Here is a 19,285-nt window from a genome sequence, read left to right as displayed (position 1 = left end):
GCGGACCGAGAAGCCGGAGAGGCTGGCGAGGAAGCCGTACGAGCGGGAGCTGCTGCGGCTCCAGGAGGAGCTGGTGAAGCTCCAGGAGTGGGTGCAGCCCGCCCGAAACGAAATATCGGCATTCGGCACGGTCCCGATGATCCTGCACACGGCCATGAGCGAGTGCCTTATGCCTGCTTCAATGGCGACAGGTCAGGATGCCACCGAGGCAGGAGATCTTGAAAGTCCCCTCAGTGGCGATCACCGAGGCAACGATCTCCGCTGCCCGGCTGACGGTCTCGTGGAACGGGACGCCGCTCCGATCAGCCCATGACTCGTAGGAGGCCAGGTGGGCGACGACCGGCGCAGGATCGGTGACCTCGATGACACCGGGCAGCTTCCGCACTCTGATGCCCCCGAACGCCGCACCGAGGTAGCCGGGGGCCTTCTCCAGGGAGAATCGGGAGCTGAGGGAGATCCGGGCCGGGCCCTCGGGAATCCCGAGGACGTCCCCTGCCGCCCTGGCCCAGAGCCGGTCCAGCTCCTGCTTGTCGGCGTCGCTGTTGGTCGAGGCGATGAGCACGCCACCAGGCTGGAGGACGTGGGCCAGTCTTTTGATTGTGGCCGCGATGTCGCTCACGTGATACAGCATGTGCAGAGCCAGCACGGCGTCGATGCTGTCATCGCCGAAGGGCAGGGCCTGAGCGTCGGCCACCAGAACCGGCTTCGCGACGTCGGCGAGGATGCCTGCCGAGATGTCCATCCCTACGACCTGAAGGTCTGGCCTGTCCCTGTGCAGACGGTTGACGAACTTCCCGTTGCCGCAACCGACATCGATGACGGTGCCGCTGACATCGGCCAGCTCCTCTACAACGATCCCGGGCAGATCGTACTGCGGCCGCTGCCACTGGTAGATCGACTGGCGAGCGGCCAGGTGGCGCCCGTCGGCGTAAGCACTGCTCGCGAGGATAGTTCCGTCGGCGACTGCGGCGTCCTGCTGGGCGCTGTTGCTCGTCACTGGGGCAGCTCCGGAGGGTTCGTGAGTGCGGGTCGAGAACAGGCTTCTCTGACATTCTCACGGAGGCTCAGGACGATCGGGGAGCCTGCATAGGCTGGCTCGGCAAGACGGGCGCTCAGCGCCCGAAGGCGGGTGGAGATGCTCGCCGTCCGCCGGTCCGGTGCGACAGCCAGCACCGCCGAGAGCTTCTCCCGCACCCCGTCGAGGTCGCCGTGAGCGAGGTGGGCGTTGGCAAGGTCAAGGCGGGCGGCCAGCAGGTCACCGGAGGACCGCTCCTGCTGCGGTGCGGACTCGTACAGGGCGATGGCCCTGGACGAGGCATCGATGGCGCGGTTCACGTAGCGTCGACTGCCCAGGGCCAGGAGAGCGGTGCCGGCGTAGGTCCACTGCTTGGCCTCGGGGAACGTGAACACGCCCGGAAGATCCGCAGTAGCTCCTCTGCTCCGCGCCGCTTCGGCAGCTTCCACGGCTCGGAGCGCGCTCGTCATGTCGCCGAGTGCGGCGGTGCTCCGCGCTTCGAGGCTGAGCAAACGGGCCGCGATCGTCCCGCTGTCCGCGTACGGCAGCCCGGCTCGCGCCAGCTCGGCGGCTTGGCAGTGGTCCTGCTGCCAGTAGGCGATCAACGACTGGACGGATCGAATCCAGGCTCGAAGACCGTTGTGGCCGGCTGACTCCGCGCAACGCCAGGCCGTTCGCGATTGCGTGGCCGCAGCTGCGTACTGACCGAGGTCCAGAGCAGCGTGGGCGGCCAGGCCGCAGAGGCGCCCGGCCTGCAAGTAGAGATGGCTTGCCTGGTAGGGATGTTGACGGCCTCGGAGCAGGTCGAATACACCACGTCGAAGGATTCCGATGTCGTGGAAGAGCTCGGACACGGGCTTGCTGACATAGTCCTCTGCCAGTGCTGCGATGTCCGCTTCGATCTGTTCGAGCAGCATGTCGTCCACGTTGGAGGCGCTCGCGAAGCGAAGGAACAACGCGGACTCGGTGGAGTCGGCTGCCACGGCCGCTACGAGATCCGTGCTGCGGTCCCCGTGCCGGGCAGGTTGGGGCGGCGACGTGCCACCGACTTCGCCGGGCTGTGGAACTGCATCGGCGGATGCAGGGGGTGCTTCCAGCAGGTCGGCCAACTGGTCAACCGAGAGCTTCAGGGCGCGGGCGAGCCTCGGCCGCATCCAGGGCTGCGGGGTACCCCTGCCGCCCTCCCATCGCCCTACGGTCGTACGGTCCACACCGAGGGCTTCGGCCAGGGATTCCTGGGTGTGGCCAACCACCTCCCTGCGCTGGATCAGCCGGGACCTCCTGGATGTCATCCGGCGTCCTCCAGAGGTACGTCAGTTCGTCTGCAGCCGTAACAGGCCAGGTCATGCCCGGGTTTGCAGCACGGATGCCTCGTTGCCGCCTCAATTCTGCTCTGGTTCACCGGCGTTGGAGGCGGTTCCGTAGATACCTGCCGGGTGAATCCCGGCGCGAATCGGCCCGCTGCCGACCTCGTCCCGGTGAAAGGTCCGCGCTCATGTCCGTCGCCACCCGGCAGGCCACTGCCCCCGCCCCGTTCAGCTTTCGTGTGCTGCCCAGTGTCAAGGCCGTGCCGGATGCCCGGCGGCGGGTGATACGGACCGTGCGCGGTTGGGGCCTGCCGCTGGCGGAGGACGCACTCCGCGATGTCGAGTTGCTGTCCAGCGAGCTGATCACCAACGCCGTGTCCCACACCCACGCCCCGTGCGTCGTATGCGTCTCCTGGGACGGTGAACGGCTGCGCGTCGAGGTGACGGACGTCGGCCACGAACTCCCGGCTGCCGGCGGGATCGATCTCGACGCCACCGACGGGCGAGGGCTGTTCCTGGTGGCCGCGCTCGCGACGGACTGGGGCTCCGAGCCGGACCCCGCCGGAAAGCGGATCTGGTTCGAGGTCGGCACCACCGCCGCCGTCTCGGGCGACGAGCGACTCACCGCGCTGGTGAGGGCCGCGGCCCCGAAGGCACGGGACGTCGTCCCAGCCAGTGCCTGACAAGACTTCCTCCCGCCCCAACGCGGGCTTGGGGGATGCGGGTGGCCGCGCTGGTCAACAGCCACGCGGCGTAAGCACCTGAGGTTCCTTGCCAGCGGCTTGTCCTGGCAACGGACCCATCGCTGTACCCACGACGGGGCTGGTCAGTCGGCCCGCCCCGTGATTCCGAAGGAGGACTCATGCCCGAGAACCTGACGAGCAGCACCGAGTTGGAGTGCGACGGCCTGCTGGTCGCCCGTACGAAGGCACATCGAACTGGAGGGAGCGCTACGGACGCGGGTCGAATGTCTGACCCGAAAGTGATGCAGAGCCCCGTCGCGCCTGCCAAGGCCCTCACAAGCGGCTCGCACTCTTCGTAGTCAGTGTGCTACTTTCCGCATCATCAACGGAACATAGGAGACCCCGGCGGTGGTGGAACACCCCGGGGTCAGGCACCAGGAGTCAGACCTCCAGATGCGGATTCATCGTAGCGTGCACAGGCGCGCGTTCACCGTCATGCCGAACGGCCTGTTGCAGGACCGTCGGCTCAGTTACACCGCTCGCGGCCTCCTCGCCGATCTTCTCTCCCGTCCCGACGGGTGGCGGGAGGACGGGCGGCAGATGGCGGACAGCAGTCCGCAGGGGCGGGGCGCGATCCGGCGGGCGCTCAAGGAGCTGAAGGACGCCGGGTACTACCGGGTCGAGAAGATCCGGATGCCCGACGGGACGATCCGGACCGTGGTCCACGTCTTCGACACCCCGCAGCCCTCACCGGCTGTCCCCCGCCCGGACTCCGGTGGAGGGAGTACCGGCGGCGCTGTCACTCCTCCCGTAAAGGACCAGGGGCAAGAACCCACCCTCCCGGATGAAGGGACGCGGGCGGCCGTGGCCACCCTGTTCCGGGTCCTCCGCCCCGAACCCCGCCTGCGCCTGGGCGAGGCCGAGGCGCTGGCGCTGGCGCCGCTCGTCGCGCAGTGGCTGGAACGGGGTTGCGGCGAGGCCGAGTTGGCGCAGGCGCTGCTGCCCGGGCTGCCGCAGCGGGTGCACTCGCCGGCGGCGATCCTCCGCGACCGCCTCCGACGCAAGCTGCCGCCGGAAGACCCCGAGGACCCGCCCGCGCCGCCCGCCTCGTACGCCGAATGCGGCCGCTGCCACGACCCGGTGCCCCACCCCGGCATCTGCCGCGCCTGTGCCGGCCTGGGCGGTACGAGAACCGTCGCGGTCGGCAGCGGAGCCGGAGCCACCGCCGGCGGCGTCGCCCGCGCCCGCGCGGCCCTGCGCGGGCGCGGGCCCCTCGCCACGGCGGTCGGCGGCTGAGGCGGGAACGCTCAGCGCGTGCGCGGTGAGCGAGGCGTGGGAAGTCGGCCGGGCCGACTTCTCGTGCGGGAAGCCCCCCGTTGCCGCTCCTGCTGAGCCGAAGCGGCACCGGGCAGGCTGCACGGTGGTCGGCCCCCGTCGCTCGCACGCCGGTCCTGGAGGAGGACAGCCGGCGCCGCCGGATTACGGGCGGGTGCCTGCCGTGTCGACGACGGCGCGGGCGAGGACGGCCATCTGGCCGGTGGTGTCGCCCTTCCTGAAGGTCGCGCCGTCGGTGAGGGCGACGGTGCGCTCGCCGAGGAAGGTGTAGTCGGCGCGGTCGAAGATCCACTGGGCCTCGGACCTCCCGCCGATGTCCCGGCGTGCGACGGCGACGCCGGGGCGGCCGGCCCCGTCGGTCACCGAGTCGATCACCGTGACGCCGGGGATCTTCGCGGCCGCCCGGTAGAGCGCGGCGCTGACGGCGGGCGGGGCGATCTGCAACATCAGGAGCTCGCCGACGGTCTCGAACGCCTCCGCTTCGGGGCTGGACCCGTGGCCTGCGGTGTCCGCGTGGATCCTGGCCAGCAGCGCGTCCGGGTCGGTCGGCAGGGCGGCGACGTAGGCGTAGCTGCCGATCCTCCCGTCGTACGGCACGGGTTCGGCCTCACCGTGCTCGTCGCTTCCTCCGGGGTTCGGCAGGTGCCCGTCGATGAGCAGCAGTCCCCGCTTGCTGCCATCGACGGACAGCCAGTCCTCCCGGGTCCGTGACACCTCGCCGCCTGCCTCCTTCCACGTCTCCAGGCTCTTCACATAGATGAACTGGTCCCCGCGAGCCGCCGGGGCGGGCTGCTGCTCGACGGCCGCCGCCGCGCGGTTCAGGACGACGGCCGCGACCGGTCCGCTGGACTCGGTGGACGGACTCGGCTGCCCGCCGCCGACCAGGACCAGGGACAGCGCCAGACCGCCCGCCAGGGCGGGCAGGGCCACCCAGCCGAGCCGGATCCGCCGGGGCGCGGCCACCGGCCCGCGCGCGAACTCGCTCATCAGGTGCCCCCGCAGCTGCCGCCGGCGGTCGGCGGAGAGCCCCGGCTCCTCGGGCGTCGGCAGGAGTTCGTCCTCGTTCATCGGGTTCATCGGGTCCTCCCCTGGGTCGTCGACCTGGCCGCCCCGCTGCGGCCACCCCGTACCTGTCCGGTGCCCGACGGGAGTTCCCGCCCGCCCCGGAGCTCCTCGTCCGCCAGCGCGCGCAACTTGGTACGGGCTCGCGAGAGCCGGGAGCGCACCGTGCCGATCGGCACCCCGAGTGCCTCGGCCGCGCTCTCGTAGTCCAGGCCCGCCAGGACGCAGAGTCCGAACACCTCGCGCTCGGCCTTCCGCAGCCCGGACAGCGCCCGCCGGACGGCGGCGAGCCGGGCGTCGTCGTCGAGCCGCCCGACCAACTCCTCGGCGAAGTCCGGCAGGACGCCGCGGTCGGGTATCCGCGCCATCGCCGCCCGGTGCCGCCGGGCGGCCCGGGTCGTGTTGCGCAGTACGTGGGCGGCGATCCCGAACAGCCAGGGCCGCACCGGCCCGTCGTCCTCCCGCAGCGTGCCGCGCAGGCGCCAGGCTTCGAGGAACGTCAGCTGGACGACGTCCTCGGCGGCCGCCCGCTCCCCCAGCACCCGTGCCGCGTACCGGTACAGGTCGTCCGCCGTCTCATCGAACAGCTCCCCGAACGCCCACTTGTCCCCGCTCCTCAATCGTGCTCGCTGTGACAGTTCCACGTCCCCCACCTGTCCGCACGAGCTGCCGGGTTCCCGCCGGGTACGGCGCAGGCCCCGCCGAACCCGGTGGTTCGTCGGGGCCTGCGCCGGTCCGCTCGCGGCCGTCCGCTCAGGAGCAGTAGGTGTTGTGCTTGACCAGGGCGAGGGCGGCGACCTTGCCCTCCGCCATGGTGAACTCGTAGAACCAGTCCGGCCCGCCGTTGCCGCTCTCGGCCGGGAGCTCGAACTTGCCGTCCCCGGCCGGCTTGAGGTCCTTGCCCGCGTAGGCCTGCTTGAGTTCCTCCTCGGTCGAGCCGGCGCCGACGCCCTCGGCGGTACGGGCGTCCGCCGGGGCGACCACCTGGCGCAGGCCCGTGGTGCCGAAGTTGACCCGGCCGGTGGCGAGGAAGGCCTGGTCCCGGGCCTTGCGGGCGGGCGCGCCGAGCTCCAGGTCCTTGTCGAGCGCGGCGATCTCCCGCTGGTCGACGGCGTCCTGCGCGATCAGTTCCTGGAGGCGGTTGTTGTACTCCTGCAGCTCCTTCAGCGACGCCCCGGGCTTCAGCGGCGGGACCTGCTTCCGGTTGGCCTTGATCTCGTCCATCCTGGCCATCGCCTTGGTGGCCTTCTCGTGGGCCTCCTTCTCGGTGGCCATCCGGACCGGGTCCGGCGCCGGGCCGCCCTTGTACACGTAGTCGGTGCAGCCGTTGAGCACCGAGACCGGCGCCGCCTCCAGCGCCCCGGAGGCGAGCGCCTCGTCCTTGGTCATCGACAGCTGCAGTCCGCGGTAGCCGCCGGCGCCGAAGGGCTGCGGCGGCGTGCTCGCCGCGGCGGCACCGCCCTTGTCCCCCTCGCAGGCCGCCGCACCGGCCACGACCAGAGCAACCGTCAGAACCGCTGTCGCCGCACGGGTGTTGCGCGTCTTCCCCACCGTGATCACTCCCCTTGTTCGATTGCACACAGTAGCGAACATCGGGGTGGTATTCACAACCGGTTACCGATTGCCGGAGGGGCCCGCGCCCGGACCCCTCCGCTTCGCACGGAAGCCGCGTACGCCGCCCGGTGGGGCCGGCCGGTCAGCCGGCCGGGGGCCGGTCGGCGAGGCCGCGGGTGTAGTGGGCGGCGGCGATGACCGAGGCCATCAGCTCGGAGTCGAGCACCGCGGCGTCGGCCAGCCTGGTGGCGGACGCGTGGGAGGCGAGCAGCGTCTTGGTGACCCGCAGGGCGGCCTCGGAGCGGCGGGTGATCGGCCGGGCCAGCTCGTCCACGATCCCGTCCAGCTCCTGCTCCGGGACGACGCGCTGCAGGATGGCGAGCTCCCGCGCCTCCACCGCGCCGACCGGGCGGCCGGTGAGGATGATCTCGCGGACCCGGGCCGCGCCGACCTCGTGGAGCAGCCGGGGCAGCAGGCCGCCCCAGGCGACGGGCAGCCCCAGGGCCAGTTCGGGCAGCCGGAAGACGGCGTTGTCGGCGCCGGCCCGCAGGTCGCAGGCGAGCGCCAGGGCGAAGCCGGCGCCGGTCGCCCGGCCCTGGACCCGGGCGATGGTGACGGCGGGGTTGTTGGTGAGGGCGTCGCAGACCCGGCGGGCCTTGTCCCCGTAGCTCCGTATCCGGCCGCCGGTCGGATCCTCGTCCAGGCCCGCGAAGAGTTCGTCGCGGTCGCCGCCGAGGCAGAAGTCCCGGCCGGCCGCGGACAGCACGATCACCCGCACCGCCGGGTCGGGGACGGCGAGGAGGACGAGGAGTTCGTCCAGCATGGCCGAGGTCACGGCGTTCCCGGTGTCCGGGCTGTCCAGCTCGACGTGGAGCACGGCTCCCCGGAGCTCGGCACGGACCGTACGGACGGGGACGGGGACGGCGACGGGGGCGGGGACGGGGGCGGGGACGGGGGTGGCGACCGGGGCGTGGCCGGGCACCGGCTCGGGCGCCGCACCGGATGCCGTCCCCGGCTGCGGGGCCTGGGGGTACCAGCCGGCCGGTGCCGGCGGGTACGGCGCGTACGGCGGCGGCTGCATCGCGTACGGCGGGTACTGGGGGGCCTGCGGGGGGAGGTTCACGCGGCCACCTTCAGGGACGTCACCCGGTGGAAGACCATCCGGGGCGCGTGCTCCGGCGGGCTCACCGCCCGCAGGGTGGGGAAGCCTTCCAGCAGCCGGCCGAGCAGGGCGCGCGCCTCCAGCCGGGCCAGGCCCGCGCCGAGGCAGTAGTGGGCGCCGCCGCCGAAGGTGAGGTGGGTGCCCCGGCGGAGCGGGTCGAAGGTGTGCGGGTCCGGGTTGCGGCGCGGATCGCGGTTGGCCGCGCCGTACATCACGTGGACCATGGTGTCCTTGGGCAGGAACACCCCGGCCAGCTCGGTGTCCTCGCCGGCGACGCGGCTGTTGACGCGGATCGGCGGGTCGTAGCGCAGTGCCTCGTCGATCGCCTTGTCGATGTGCTCCGGGTGCTCCCGCAGCCAGTCCCACCGGCCGGGCGTCCGCAGCAGCTGCCACACCAGCGAGGAGAGCAGCGTCGCCGTGGTCTCCAGCGAGGCGATGGTGACGAACATGGTGAGCTGGTAGACCATCCGGTCGGTGGCCTCGCGGTCGGACTCCAGCGCGTCCCAGGTGCGGATCCAGCCGGCGATCACGTCGTCGCCGTCGTTGTCGCGGCGTTCCCGGACGAGGCGGGTGAAGTACTCGCGCAGTTCCATGGTGGCCTGCTCGGAGATGGCGAGCTGGCTCTTGGTGGGCAGGAGTTCCTGGGCGTGCACCTGGTTGTGGGTCATCGACAGGATGTGCGGGTAGTCCTCCGGCGCGATGCCGAGCCAGCGCCCGATGGTGCCGATCGGCAGCTGCTCGGCGACCACGGAGGCGAAGTCCGCCTCGCCGTCCGTCCGTATTCGCTCGGCCAGGCGGTCCAGCAGCCCGGCGGCGTCAGCCTCGATCTCCGGCACCATGTCGCGCAGGGTGTTCCGGTCGAAGAGGCTGCCGAGGCTGCGCCGCTGCCGGGTGTGCTCGGGGGCGTTGAGCCGGGAGAGGGTGCGGCTCATCTCCTGGGTGGCGACGGCCTCCCAGCGCTCCGTGCCGCTCTGCCGTTCCTGCCAGGCGAAGTCGGGGACGAGCCAGGTCCTGCCGCGCAGGACCTGGTCGCACGCCTCGTAACCGGTGACCAGGTACCCGCCCCAGGGTGCCGGGACGAGGTCGCCCATGGCCCGCAGCTCGTCGTAGACGGGGCTCGGGTCGGCGAGCCCCTCGGCCGACCGGAGCCTGCGCAGCAGCGGGACGGCGGCCCGGCGGTCGGCCCTTCCGTCAGGACGCTCCGGATCCGCGGGGCGGGCTTCCAACATGGCGGTCACACGGGGCTCCTTCAACGCGCGGGCGGGCAGTACGGCGGCGTACTACCCAGCACCAGCGCGCTCAAGCATCGATCCGTGTTGCCCCCGTCACGTACTGAACGCGTGTCGCACACCATTCACCTCGCGTCGGCCGAAGGACTCTTGACGGCGCGACGGACCGTGCTCCCGAAACCGGGGCGCGACGGACCGCGGCCCCGCTCCCCTGGGGGAACGGGGCCGGGCGGCCATCGGAACCCGGGGCCGGGCGGGCCCCGGGGCGCCTCAGAGCCGGAAGACGTCCAGGAAGGAGCTCCACCAGCCCTTCTTCTGCGGAGCCCGGGCGGGCCCGCCGGCGGCGGCCTGCGGGTACGCCTGCGCCTGCTGCTCGGCGCCGCCGTGCGACGGAGCCGGGGCGGCGTCCACGACCGGCGCCGCGGTGCGGGCGGCCACCGGGCTGAACCGCACCGGGAGCGAGACCAGGCCGCGCTGGAACGGGCCCGGCCGCCACTCCACGCTCTCCGCGGGCACCGCGAGCGTGACGTCCGGCAGCGCGTTGAGCAGGCACTCGATGGCGCTCAGGGCGATCAGCTGGGCCGGGGACTTGGCCGGGCAGGCGTGCGGGCCGGCGCCCCAGGCCAGGTGGGCCCCCTTGCTGAGGGTCAGTCGGGCGTCGGTCAGCGCCGGGTCGGTGTTGGCGGCGGCGAAGCTGATCACCACCGGGCTGCCGGCGTCCATCGGGACGCCGCCCAGGTTGAGGTCCTGCATCGGGTAGTGCGTCGCGTAGTTGGCGATCGGCGGGTTGTTCCACAGCACGTCGTCGAGGGCGTCCTCGATGCGCAGCCCGGAGCCGCCCTCGCCGGACAGCAGCAGGAGCAGCGCGTTGCCGATGAGGTTGCGCTCGGGCTCCACGCCGGCGCCCATCAGCATGACCAGCTGGTCCTTGAGCTCCTCGTCCCGCAGGCCGGCCGGGTGCTGGATGAGCCAGGAGGTGATGTCGTCGCCCGGCTGGCGGCGCTTGAGCGCGACGAGGTCCATCAGGCAGGAGGTCAGCTCCTCGTTGGCCTGGATCACGTCGAGGCCGTCGAAGAGCGCGGACATGCTGCGGGTCAGCCGGTCGCCGATGTCGGCCGGGCAGCCGAACAGCTGGTTGAACAGCAGCAGCGGCAGCAGCTTGGCGTAGTCGTTCAGCAGGTCGGCCCGGCCGAGCGCGCTGAACTGGTCGATCAGGTAGCCGGCGATCCGCTCGACGTGCCGGTTGAGCCGGTTGTCGTTGAGACGTTCCAGGCTCTCGGTGACGGCCTTGCGCAGCCGCAGGTGCTCGGCGCCGTCGGTGAAGAGGCAGTTGGGGCGGTAGAACATCATCGGCAGGACGGGGCTGTCCATCGGCACCCGGCCCTCGTTCAGCGCCGCCCAGCGCCGCGAGTCCCGGGCGAACATCCCCGGGTTCTGCAGCACCCGCAGCGCCGCCTCGTGCGAGGTGACCAGGGTGGCGTCCACCCCCGGCGCCAACTCCACCGGTGCGGCGGGACCGTTGGCGCGCAGCTTGTCGTACACCGCGCCGGGGTCGGCCGAGAACATCTCCCCGTAGAGCGGTGTGCTCACGCCGGCGTGCATCGGGCAGCCCGGCGGAGGCGACTGCGGGACGGGGCGCTGCAGAGATTCCATGGGTCGTTCCTTGGAGGTGGCCCCCGGGCGGGGACCGGGGAGACGTGAGGGGAGGAAGGCGTGGGGGAAGTCAGGAGGCGCGGTCGAGCAGGTGCCGGACGAGCGTCAGCAGGGCGTTGGCCGAGGAGCGCTGGTCCCGCGCGTCGCAGAACACCACCGGGGTGTGCGGCAGCAGGTCGAGCGCCTCGCGCAGCTGGTCCTCGGTGTAGTCGCTCTGCCGGTCGAAGCTGTTGACCGCCACCGCGTACTCCAGGCCGTACTGCTCGATCAGGTCGATGACGGGGAAGGTGTCCGCGAGGCGGGTCGGGTCGGCCAGCAGCAGCGCTCCCAGCGCGCCCCTCGCCATGTCCTCCCAGAGCTGCATGAACCGCTGCTGGCCCGGCGTGCCGAACAGGTACAGCACCAGGTCGTCGCCGAGCGTCAGCCGGCCGAAGTCCAGGGCGACGGTCGTGGTCTTCTTGTCCGGTGCGCCGCGGAGGTCGTCGACGCGGACGGACGCCTGCGTCATGCTCTCCTCGGTGCTCAGCGGGGCGATCTCCGACAGGGCTCCGATGAGCGTCGTCTTGCCGACCGCGAAGTGCCCGACGACCAGGATCTTGACGGCGGTCGTCACCGCGCCCGGGACGTAGATGTCCTCAGGCGAACCGGCGTTGAAGTCCATGCAGTACCTTCTCTAGAAGTCTCGGGTCCGGAGCCTGGGCCGGCGGCGGAGCGGACCGCCGCAGCAGCCGCCCCTCACGGATCAGGTCCGTCAGCAGCAGCCTCACGACTCCGACCGGCAGCTCCAGCCGGGCCGACACCTCGGCCACCGAGAGGTAGCCGCCGGAGCACAGCTCCCAGATCGCGCGGGTCTCCGGGCTCGGCAGGCCGGGGAGGTGCTGCTCGGGCGCGACGGTGACCAGGGTGATCAGAGACAGGTCGTCCGCATCCGGTAATTCGCGCCCGCCGGTGATGACGTAGGAGCGGATGAAGCCGCCGCTGACCCGCTGTTCCTCGCCGCCCGTCATGAGCCGCTGAGCGTGCTCTGGCGCGGCGCCGCCGACATCGCCCGCCCGAGTGCGCCGACCTGCTGCTGCATCCGGAAGGACATCGCCTCCATGTCGACGTCGGGGGCGGTGGAGGCGGCCAGGTACGCGCCGCTGCCGGCGGCGATGAGGAAGATCCAGCCGTGGTCGTACTCCAGGAGGGTCTGGCGCCAGACCCCGCCGCCTCCGCCGCCTCCGCCGACGAACGGGGCGACCGCGCGGCTCAGCGACTGCATCGAGCTCATCGCGGCGGCGTTGGTCTCCGCCTCGTCGCGGCCTATCCCGCTGGACCTTTCGAGCAGGAGGCCGTCGGCGGAGACGAGGATAGCGTGCCGGGCGCCGGGGACCTGGAGTACGTCGTTGAGCACCCAGGAAAGATCGCGGCTCACTGGATCTCGGTTCCTTCCGTGTTCATGGTGTTGCGCCCGGACAGCGTGCCGCGCTGGAACGCGCCGAGGCGGGACGGCGTGTGCTGGCCGGTGCCGCGCAGCGGCTCCTCGGCCCGGCCGTGCTCCTGCGGAGCGGGGACGACCGACACCGGGCGCTGGCGGCGGCGCCTGGGCAGCAGCCCGTCCGCGGTCGTCTCCGTCCCGGCCACCGCGACGGGCGGGCCGGGCACGGGGGCCAGCTGCGCCGTCGGCTCGGACAGCGACACGAGCCGCTGGCCGGCGGCCGGCGTCCAGGGCTGCGCGGGCTGCTCCGCCGGCGCGGCCTGGTAGTCGGGGTAGCCGTTGTGCTCGGCGACGGGCGGGGCCGCGACCTCGCTGCTGAGCAGCTCGGCCGGCAGCAGCACCACGGCCCGCACGCCCCCGTACGGGGAGACGGAGTCGACGGAGACCCGGAAGCCGTAGCGCGCGGCCAGCATGCCGGAGACGGCGAAGCCGAACTTCGGGGGGTTGCCCAGGCTGGTGAGGCTGATCGGCGCGCCCGGGTTCAGGAGCAGCGACGCGCGGTCCTTCTCCTCCTGGCCCATGCCGAGGCCGGCGTCGTCGATGATCAGGCAGACGCCGGTGGGGACGGCCTGGACGCTGACCTCGACGGGGGTGTCGGGGGCGGAGTAGTTGGTCGCGTTGGCGAGCAGCTCGGACAGGACGACGGCGACCGGCTCGACGACCTTGCTGGCGAGCGAGACGCTGACCCGGGAGTGGATCCGCACCCGGTCGAAGTGCCTGATCCGGCCCTGGGCGCTGCGGACCACGTCGAAGACCGAGGCGACGCTCTCGCGGCGGCCCAGCCAGCCGCCGCAGAGCACCGCGATGCCCTGGGCACGCCGGCCGAACTGGCTGTTCGTGTGGTCGATCGTCATCAGGTCGGCGAGGATCTGCGGGCTGTCGCCGTACTTCCGCTGCACCTTGTCGATGACGATCTGCTGCTCGTCGGCCAAGCCCTGCAGGGTCCGCATCGCCGCCTTGAGGACGGCCTTGGTGTCCTCCTCGGCGTCCCGGCGGACGGCCGTCAGCTCGGAGGCGTGCTGGCCCCGCAGCCGGTCGTGCAGCACGGCGAACTCGTCGCGCTGTCTCTGCGCCTGGGCGCTCTCCTCCTCCAGGGAGGCGTTGCGCCGCCGCAGGGCGAGGTTCGTCCTGCGGGCTTGGAGGGCCGCTCCGACGGCTGCGAGCATCACCACGATGAAGACCCAGAAAAAGGGTTCCTGCACAAATGACGTCATGAAACTCTCTTCAGGTGGCATCGCGTGGAGCCGGTCCGGGCTCCGAAGCGCGAATGGGACTGGCGGCCTGGAGCTCCTCCGAAAGGCACCCGATGACACTCACATCGAGGTGCTTTCCGGCACGAGACCTGCGGCGACGCCTATCGCGGAGTCAGCCTACTGCAACTCATGCCATGTCAGAACAGATGCCAAAAAGGGCAGTTGGGGCGAAATTCCACGACCTGTCGGGAACTCTGGTGCCAAATGGCGGAGTTTGTGATGCCGCGTTAACCGCAGGGACACATCCCGCGCACTTCCCGGTTCACGCGCAGAGTGGTTCCGCCGTCACGCTCCGGAATTTCGCGGCCTCCCGGAGAACGGCCGCGGGGACCGGGCGGCGGCGGGCGCCGGGAACGCGGAAGGGGCCCGCGTCCGTGGACGCGGGCCCCTTCGTCGTAGCCGTCCGTCAGCGCATCGAACCGGTGCGCAGCAGGGTGCGGATGACGCGCATCGCGACCGAGAGGCTGGACAGCTCGTAGTTGTCCGAACCCCTTATGTCGTCGAGGGTGGTGCGGGCGCGGTTCAGCAGGGTCGAGTTGAGCTCGGCCCAGGCGTTGTACCGCTCCTCCGGGGTGGCGGCCTCGGGGCCGCAGGCCAGGATGTCGGCGGTCAGCGCCGCGTGCGCCGCGAAGAGGTCCTCGCGGATCGCGGCCCGGGCCATCGACGACCAGCGGTCGGTGCGGGGCAGCTCGATGATGCGGTCGAGCAGGTGCGAGATCTGGAGCCGGTCGCCCAGGTCGTAGTAGAGGTCGGCGACCTCGGCGACGTCCTTGCCGGAGCGGTCCGCGACCTCGGCGATGTCCAGGGTCGGGAAGACCGAGGAGAGGCCGGCGATCCGGGTGGCCAGCTCCTCCGGCACCCCGGCCGCGGCCAGCTCGCCGTACACCGACTCGAACCAGGCCAGGTCCTCGCCGCGCAGCGGCTTGGGCAGCGAGGCCCAGACCTGGTTGACCCGGTCGTGGAAGAACTCGATGGTGCCGGCGATGTCGAGCGGCTGGCGGCGGTTGTTGAGCATCCACCGGGTGGCGCGCTCGACCAGGCGCCGCGAGTGCAGGCGCATCTTGGTCTGCACCCGGGCCGGGACCTTGTTGTCCAGGTCCTCGATCTCGGCCCAGATCGGCTCCAGGTCGAAGACGGCCCGCGCGGCGGTGTGCGTCCGGGCGATCTCCTCGTAGGTCGCGCCGGTCTCCTCCTTCAGGCGGAAGGCGAAGGTGCAGCCACCGCGGTTGATCGTGTCGTTGACGATCAGCGTGGTGATGATCTCGCGGCGCAGCGCGTGGTTGTCGATCGCGTCGGCGAACTTCGCCCGCAGCGCGCTCGGGAAGTACTCGTGCAGCGAGGCGCGGAAGAACGGGTCGTCCGGCAGCTCGGTGGCGAGCAGCTCCTCGGCCAGGATGATCTTGGTGTAGGCGAGCAGGACGGACAGCTCGGGCTGCGAGAGGCCGCGGCCGTTCTGCTGGCGCTCACGGATCTGGCGCTCGGCGGGCAGGAACTCCAGCCCCCGGTCCAGCTGACCGGCCGACTCGAAGCGGCTGATCATCCGGGCGTGCACGTTGACCATGCTGTGCGCCTGGGCGACGGCGTTGGCCAGCACCACGTTCTGCGCGTAGTTGTTGCGCAGCACCAGGTGCCCGACCTCGTCGGTCATCTCGGCCAGCAGGGCGTTGCGCTGCTTGACCGTCATGTCGCCCTCGGCGACGACCTGGTTGAGCAGGATCTTGATGTTGACCTCGTGGTCCGAGGTGTCCACACCGGCGGAGTTGTCGATCGCGTCGGTGTCGATCCAGCCGCCGACGCCCTCCGGGCCGCCGGTGGCCGCGTACTCGATGCGGCCGAGCTGGGTGCAGCCCAGGTTGCCGCCCTCGCCGATGACCCGGGCCCGGACCTGCTCGCCGTTGACGCGGATGGCGTCGTTGGACTTGTCGCCGACCTCGGCGTTGGTCTCGGAGGAGGCCTTGACGTAGGTGCCGATGCCGCCGTTCCAGAACAGGTCGACCGGGGCCTGGAGGACGGCCCGCATCAGCTCGGCCGGGGTCAGCTTGGTCGCCTCGACGCCCAGCGCCGCCCGGACCTGCGGGGTCAGCTGGATGGACTTGGCGCTGCGCGGGAAGACCCCGCCGCCGGCCGAGATCAGCGACCGGTCGTAGTCGTCCCAGGAGCTGCGCGGCAGCTCGAACAGGCGGCGGCGCTCGGCGTACGAGACGGCCGCGTCCGGGTTCGGGTCGAGGAAGATGTGGCGGTGGTCGAAGGCGGCGACCAGGCGGATGTGCTCGCTGAGCAGCATGCCGTTGCCGAAGACGTCACCGGACATGTCGCCGATGCCGACGACGGTGAAGTCCTCGGTCTGGGTGTCGTGGCCCAGCTCGCGGAAGTTGCGCTTGACCGACTCCCAGGCGCCGCGGGCGGTGATGCCCATGCCCTTGTGGTCGTAGCCGGCCGAGCCGCCGGAGGCGAACGCGTCGCCCAGCCAGAAGCCGTAGGACTCGGCGACGCCGTTGGCGATGTCCGAGAAGGTCGCGGTGCCCTTGTCGGCGGCGACGACCAGGTAGGTGTCGTCCTCGTCGTGGCGGACCACGTCGGCCGGGTGCACGACCTCGCCGCCGACCAGGTTGTCGGTGATGTCGAGCAGCGCCGAGATGAAGGTCTTGTACGAGGAGACGCCCTCGGCCAGCCAGGCGTCGCGGTCGACCGCCGGGTCCGGCAGCTGCTTGGCGACGAAGCCGCCCTTGGCGCCGACCGGGACGATGACGGTGTTCTTGACCATCTGCGCCTTGACCAGGCCCAGGATCTCGGTGCGGAAGTCCTCGCGCCGGTCGGACCAGCGCAGGCCGCCGCGGGCGACCTTGCCGAAGCGCAGGTGGACGCCCTCGACCTGGGGCGAGTAGACCCAGATCTCGAACGCCGGGCGCGGGGCCGGCAGGTCCGGGATGGCCTTCGGGTCGAACTTCATCGACACGTAGGAGTGCCAGTCGCCGGAGGCCGCGTGCTGGAAGAAGTTGGTCCGCAGGGTGGCCTTGATGAGGTTCAGGAAGGAGCGCAGGATGCGGTCCTCGTCCAGCGAGACGACCTCGTCGAGGGCGCCGGACAGCTCCTCCAGGATGCCCTCGGTCAGCTCCAGGGCGCCCGAGCGGTGGCTCGGGCTCAGCCGGGCCTCGAACAGGTTGACCAGCAGCCGGGTGGTGTGGGTGTTGTTGCGGAGCGCGTCCTCCATGTAGTCCTGGGAGAACGTGGAGCCCGCCTGGCGCAGGTACTTGGCGTACGCGCGCAGCATCATCGCCTGGCGCCAGGTCAGCCCGGCGGTCAGCACCAGCTCGTTGAAGCCGTCGTTCTCGGCACGGCCGGTCCAGGTGGCGGCGAAGGTCTCCTGGAAGCGCTCGCGTGCCTCGTCGGTGAGCTCGGTGGCCTCGCGCAGCTTCAGGCCGAAGTCGTAGACCCACGCGGTGGTGCCGTCGGAGCGGCGCAGCGCGTACGGGTGCTCGTCCAGCACCTCGACGCCCAGGCGCTGGAGCACCGGCAGGACCTCGGTGAGCGAGATCGGGCCGCCGACCCGGTAGATCTTGAAGCGGCGCTCGTCGTCGCCGGCGCCGACCGGCTGGTACAGGTTCAGGCGGAAGTCGCCCTCGCCGTGCAGCGACTCGATCTGCTTGATGTCGGCGACGGCGGTGCGCGGCGGGAAGTCGGCGCGGTAGCCGTCGGGGAAGGCGTTGGCGTACTTGTGGCCGAGCTCGGCGGCCTTCTCCTCGCCCAGTTCGACGTGCAGCTGGTCGTGGAAGCCGTCCATCCAGAACCGGGCGGCCTCGGCCAGGCGGTTCTCGATCCGCTCGATGTCCGTGTCGGTGAGCTGGGGCAGCTCGGTGCCCGGGGCGACCCGGACCACGAAGTGCAGGCGGGTCAGCACCGACTCGGTGGCGTACACCGTGTAGTCGATGGTGGCGCCGTTCAGCTCCTCCTTGAGGATGTCGGTGATCAGCAGCCGGATGCGCGTGGTGTAGCGGTCGCGCGGCAGGTAGATGAAGGCCGAGAAGTAGCGCCCGTACTCGTCCTGGCGCAGGAAGAGCCGCAGCTTGCGGCGCTCCTGGAGGTAGAGCACGCTCGTCGCGATGGAGAGCAGCTCGGAGGCCGGGGTCTGGAAGATCTCGTCCCGCGGGAAGGTCTCCATGATCTGGAGCAGGTCGCGGCCGTCGTGGCTCTCGCTGGAGAAGCCGGACTCCTCCAGGACGGCCTGGACCTTGCGGCGCACGACCGGGATGCGGGTGACCGACTCGGTGTAGGCCGCGGAGGAGAACAGGCCGAGGAAGCGGCGCTCGCCGATCGGCTCGCCGGCGGCGTTGAACTTCTTCACGCCGACGTAGTCCAGGTAGGCCGGGCGGTGCACGGTGGCACGGCTGTTGGCCTTGGTCAGGACGAGCAGCTTCTTCTCGTGGGCCTTGGCGCGCACCGGCGCGGAGAGCCGGCCGAAGGCCTCGCTGACCGCGTGGTGGGCGTCGTCGTGGCTGTGCGGGTCGGAGCGCAGGATGCCGAGGCCGGTCCCGGCGACGGCCCTGAGGACCTCCTCGCCCTCGTGCTCGACCAGGTCGTACTCGCGGTAGCCGAGGAAGGTGAAGTGATCGTCGGCGAGCCAGCGCATCAGCTCCCAGGCCTCGCCGACCTCCTGCTCGGGCAGGCCGGCCGGGGGCTGCTCGGCGAGCTCGTCGGCCAGGCGCAGCGCGCTCTCGCGCATCTTGCCCCAGTCCTCGACGACCTCGCGGACGTCGCCGAGCACGCGGCGCAGGTCGGCCTCGATGGTGCGCAGGTCCTCGCGGTCCGTCTCGCGGTCGATCTCGATGTGCATCCACGACTCGACGGTCGCGTCGGCGGGCCACTCGGTGCCGGCGGCCTGGCTGCGGGAGCAGGCGTCCACGTCCAGGATCTCCAGCAGCTTGCCGGTGATGTCACGGCGGACGAGCAGCTGGGGGTGGATCACGATGTGGATCGCGCGGTCCTGGCGGGACAGCTCGTTGGTGACGGAGTCGACCAGGAAGGGCATGTCGTCGGTGACGACCTCGACCACGGTGTGGCCGCAGGACCAGCCGTTCTCCTCGACCGAGGGGGTGTGGACCCGCACCTCGGCGGTGCCCTGGGGGCGCTTGAGGCCCAGGCGGTAGTGGGAGGCGGCCGCGCCGTACACGTCGACCGGGTCCCGGTCGAGCAGGTCCTCGGGCGCGGTGTGGAGGTAGTAGTGGTGCAGGTACGCGGTCAGAGCGCCGTTGCTCAGGCCCTCTCCCGGCGCCGCTCCCCCCACCTGGCTGTTCTCAGCGGCTGCGGCTGCCTTCTTGAGCAGTTCGGCCTTGGCTGCGTCCAGCTTGGTCTGCATGACTTCTTGGCTCCTGTCGCGCGCCGTTGCGTGACTCGGTGGTGTGTGGATGTACACCGACGGGTCACCGCAATCCTGCCGCACCGTCCGACTGAAAGGGGCTCATGGCACGCATGAAACGCCCTCCCAGCGGGTAGGACGACACGTTCGTCCTGCAGCCACCCGACGACGCCAGCCAGCCTAACCGGATCAATCGAAGGTG

15 protein-coding genes and 1 pseudogene are annotated in these 19,285 nt (G+C 71.3%); 2 read left to right on the top strand and 14 right to left on the bottom strand.

The genetic code is table 11. From position 1 onward, the window contains the following. Nucleotides 1-178: 178 nt before the first annotated feature. From ACWD4P_RS25565 to ACWD4P_RS25555, 3 genes and pseudogenes are all read right to left on the bottom strand, one after another. Nucleotides 179-997 carry a class I SAM-dependent methyltransferase gene (locus ACWD4P_RS25565; protein WP_449781170.1) on the bottom strand — a complete coding sequence of 273 codons (819 nt, stop codon included), beginning with the start codon at nucleotides 995-997 and terminating at the stop codon, nucleotides 179-181. Further along, nucleotides 994-1,998: an XRE family transcriptional regulator gene (locus ACWD4P_RS25560; protein ID WP_359829125.1), complete on the bottom strand. Its 1,005-nt coding sequence runs from the start codon at nucleotides 1,996-1,998 to the stop codon at nucleotides 994-996. Before ACWD4P_RS25560 ends, ACWD4P_RS25565 begins: the two co-directional genes overlap by 4 nt. Nucleotides 1,999-2,124: 126 nt before the next feature. Continuing rightward, nucleotides 2,125-2,307: pseudogene (locus ACWD4P_RS25555) on the bottom strand (helix-turn-helix transcriptional regulator); the annotation flags it as partial. 203 nt (nucleotides 2,308-2,510) lie between these two features. Here ACWD4P_RS25555 and ACWD4P_RS25550 point away from each other — a divergent pair. Then, nucleotides 2,511-3,005, top strand: a complete 495-nt coding sequence (locus ACWD4P_RS25550; RefSeq protein WP_449781169.1) for an ATP-binding protein — start codon at nucleotides 2,511-2,513, stop codon at nucleotides 3,003-3,005. A gap of 600 nt (nucleotides 3,006-3,605) precedes the next feature. Beyond that, a complete protein-coding gene (locus tag ACWD4P_RS25545; protein WP_449781168.1) occupies nucleotides 3,606-4,301 on the top strand; it encodes a hypothetical protein in 696 nt (231 codons plus the stop codon). 183 nt (nucleotides 4,302-4,484) lie between these two features. On the opposite strand, the gene ACWD4P_RS25540 is transcribed toward ACWD4P_RS25545, so the two are convergent. The 11 genes from ACWD4P_RS25540 to ACWD4P_RS25490 form a co-directional block, all read right to left on the bottom strand. Continuing rightward, nucleotides 4,485-5,417 (bottom strand): CU044_5270 family protein, encoded by a 933-nt coding sequence (locus ACWD4P_RS25540; RefSeq protein ID WP_449781167.1) that lies wholly within the window; start codon nucleotides 5,415-5,417, stop codon nucleotides 4,485-4,487. After that, nucleotides 5,414-6,046 carry an RNA polymerase sigma factor gene (locus ACWD4P_RS25535; RefSeq protein ID WP_449781166.1) on the bottom strand — a complete coding sequence of 211 codons (633 nt, stop codon included), beginning with the start codon at nucleotides 6,044-6,046 and terminating at the stop codon, nucleotides 5,414-5,416. The genes ACWD4P_RS25540 and ACWD4P_RS25535 overlap by 4 nt, the downstream gene beginning before the upstream one ends. Nucleotides 6,047-6,155: 109 nt before the next feature. Beyond that, nucleotides 6,156-6,953, bottom strand: coding sequence for a hypothetical protein (locus ACWD4P_RS25530; RefSeq protein WP_449781165.1), 798 nt, complete (start codon nucleotides 6,951-6,953; stop codon nucleotides 6,156-6,158). Nucleotides 6,954-7,098: 145 nt separating this feature from the next. Beyond that, a complete protein-coding gene (locus ACWD4P_RS25525; RefSeq protein WP_449781164.1) occupies nucleotides 7,099-8,079 on the bottom strand; it encodes an enoyl-CoA hydratase/isomerase family protein in 981 nt (326 codons plus the stop codon). Next, entirely contained in the window at nucleotides 8,076-9,209 is a 1,134-nt protein-coding gene (locus ACWD4P_RS25520; protein WP_449781172.1) for a cytochrome P450, read from the bottom strand. The genes ACWD4P_RS25525 and ACWD4P_RS25520 overlap by 4 nt, the downstream gene beginning before the upstream one ends. Before the next feature lie 408 nt (nucleotides 9,210-9,617). Then, nucleotides 9,618-11,000, bottom strand: coding sequence for a cytochrome P450 (locus tag ACWD4P_RS25515; RefSeq protein WP_449781163.1), 1,383 nt, complete (start codon nucleotides 10,998-11,000; stop codon nucleotides 9,618-9,620). 70 nt (nucleotides 11,001-11,070) lie between these two features. Further along, entirely contained in the window at nucleotides 11,071-11,661 is a 591-nt protein-coding gene (locus tag ACWD4P_RS25510) for a GTP-binding protein (RefSeq protein WP_359826635.1), read from the bottom strand. Beyond that, on the bottom strand, nucleotides 11,636-12,007 hold the full coding sequence (locus ACWD4P_RS25505; RefSeq protein WP_359826632.1) for a DUF742 domain-containing protein: 372 nt from the start codon (nucleotides 12,005-12,007) through the stop codon (nucleotides 11,636-11,638). Before ACWD4P_RS25505 ends, ACWD4P_RS25510 begins: the two co-directional genes overlap by 26 nt. After that, entirely contained in the window at nucleotides 12,004-12,414 is a 411-nt protein-coding gene (locus tag ACWD4P_RS25500; RefSeq protein ID WP_359826630.1) for a roadblock/LC7 domain-containing protein, read from the bottom strand. The genes ACWD4P_RS25505 and ACWD4P_RS25500 overlap by 4 nt, the downstream gene beginning before the upstream one ends. After that, on the bottom strand, nucleotides 12,411-13,691 hold the full coding sequence (locus ACWD4P_RS25495; protein WP_449781162.1) for an ATP-binding protein: 1,281 nt from the start codon (nucleotides 13,689-13,691) through the stop codon (nucleotides 12,411-12,413). The genes ACWD4P_RS25500 and ACWD4P_RS25495 overlap by 4 nt, the downstream gene beginning before the upstream one ends. Before the next feature lie 445 nt (nucleotides 13,692-14,136). Next, on the bottom strand, nucleotides 14,137-19,083 hold the full coding sequence (locus ACWD4P_RS25490) for an NAD-glutamate dehydrogenase (RefSeq protein WP_359826624.1): 4,947 nt from the start codon (nucleotides 19,081-19,083) through the stop codon (nucleotides 14,137-14,139). Nucleotides 19,084-19,285 lie beyond the last annotated feature (202 nt).

It is taken from the genome of Kitasatospora sp. NPDC002543, from assembly GCF_053594915.1.
Note: the sequence above shows the minus strand (reverse complement) of the source record. Positions and strands in the feature narration are given on the sequence as shown.

Excerpts from the sequence above, each read along its gene's own strand:
- ACWD4P_RS25490 (WP_359826624.1), bottom strand. The coding sequence starts at position 19,083 with ATGCAGACCAAGCTGGACGCAGCCAAGGCCGAACTGCTCAAGAAGGCA.
- ACWD4P_RS25495 (WP_449781162.1), bottom strand. The coding sequence starts at position 13,691 with ATGACGTCATTTGTGCAGGAACCCTTTTTCTGGGTCTTCATCGTGGTG.
- ACWD4P_RS25505 (WP_359826632.1), bottom strand. The coding sequence starts at position 12,007 with ATGACGGGCGGCGAGGAACAGCGGGTCAGCGGCGGCTTCATCCGCTCC.
- ACWD4P_RS25510 (WP_359826635.1), bottom strand. The coding sequence starts at position 11,661 with ATGGACTTCAACGCCGGTTCGCCTGAGGACATCTACGTCCCGGGCGCG.
- ACWD4P_RS25520 (WP_449781172.1), bottom strand. The coding sequence starts at position 9,209 with ATGGGCGACCTCGTCCCGGCACCCTGGGGCGGGTACCTGGTCACCGGT.
- ACWD4P_RS25515 (WP_449781163.1), bottom strand. The coding sequence starts at position 11,000 with ATGGAATCTCTGCAGCGCCCCGTCCCGCAGTCGCCTCCGCCGGGCTGC.
- ACWD4P_RS25550 (WP_449781169.1), top strand. The coding sequence starts at position 2,511 with ATGTCCGTCGCCACCCGGCAGGCCACTGCCCCCGCCCCGTTCAGCTTT.
- ACWD4P_RS25540 (WP_449781167.1), bottom strand. The coding sequence starts at position 5,417 with ATGAACCCGATGAACGAGGACGAACTCCTGCCGACGCCCGAGGAGCCG.
- ACWD4P_RS25545 (WP_449781168.1), top strand. The coding sequence starts at position 3,606 with ATGGCGGACAGCAGTCCGCAGGGGCGGGGCGCGATCCGGCGGGCGCTC.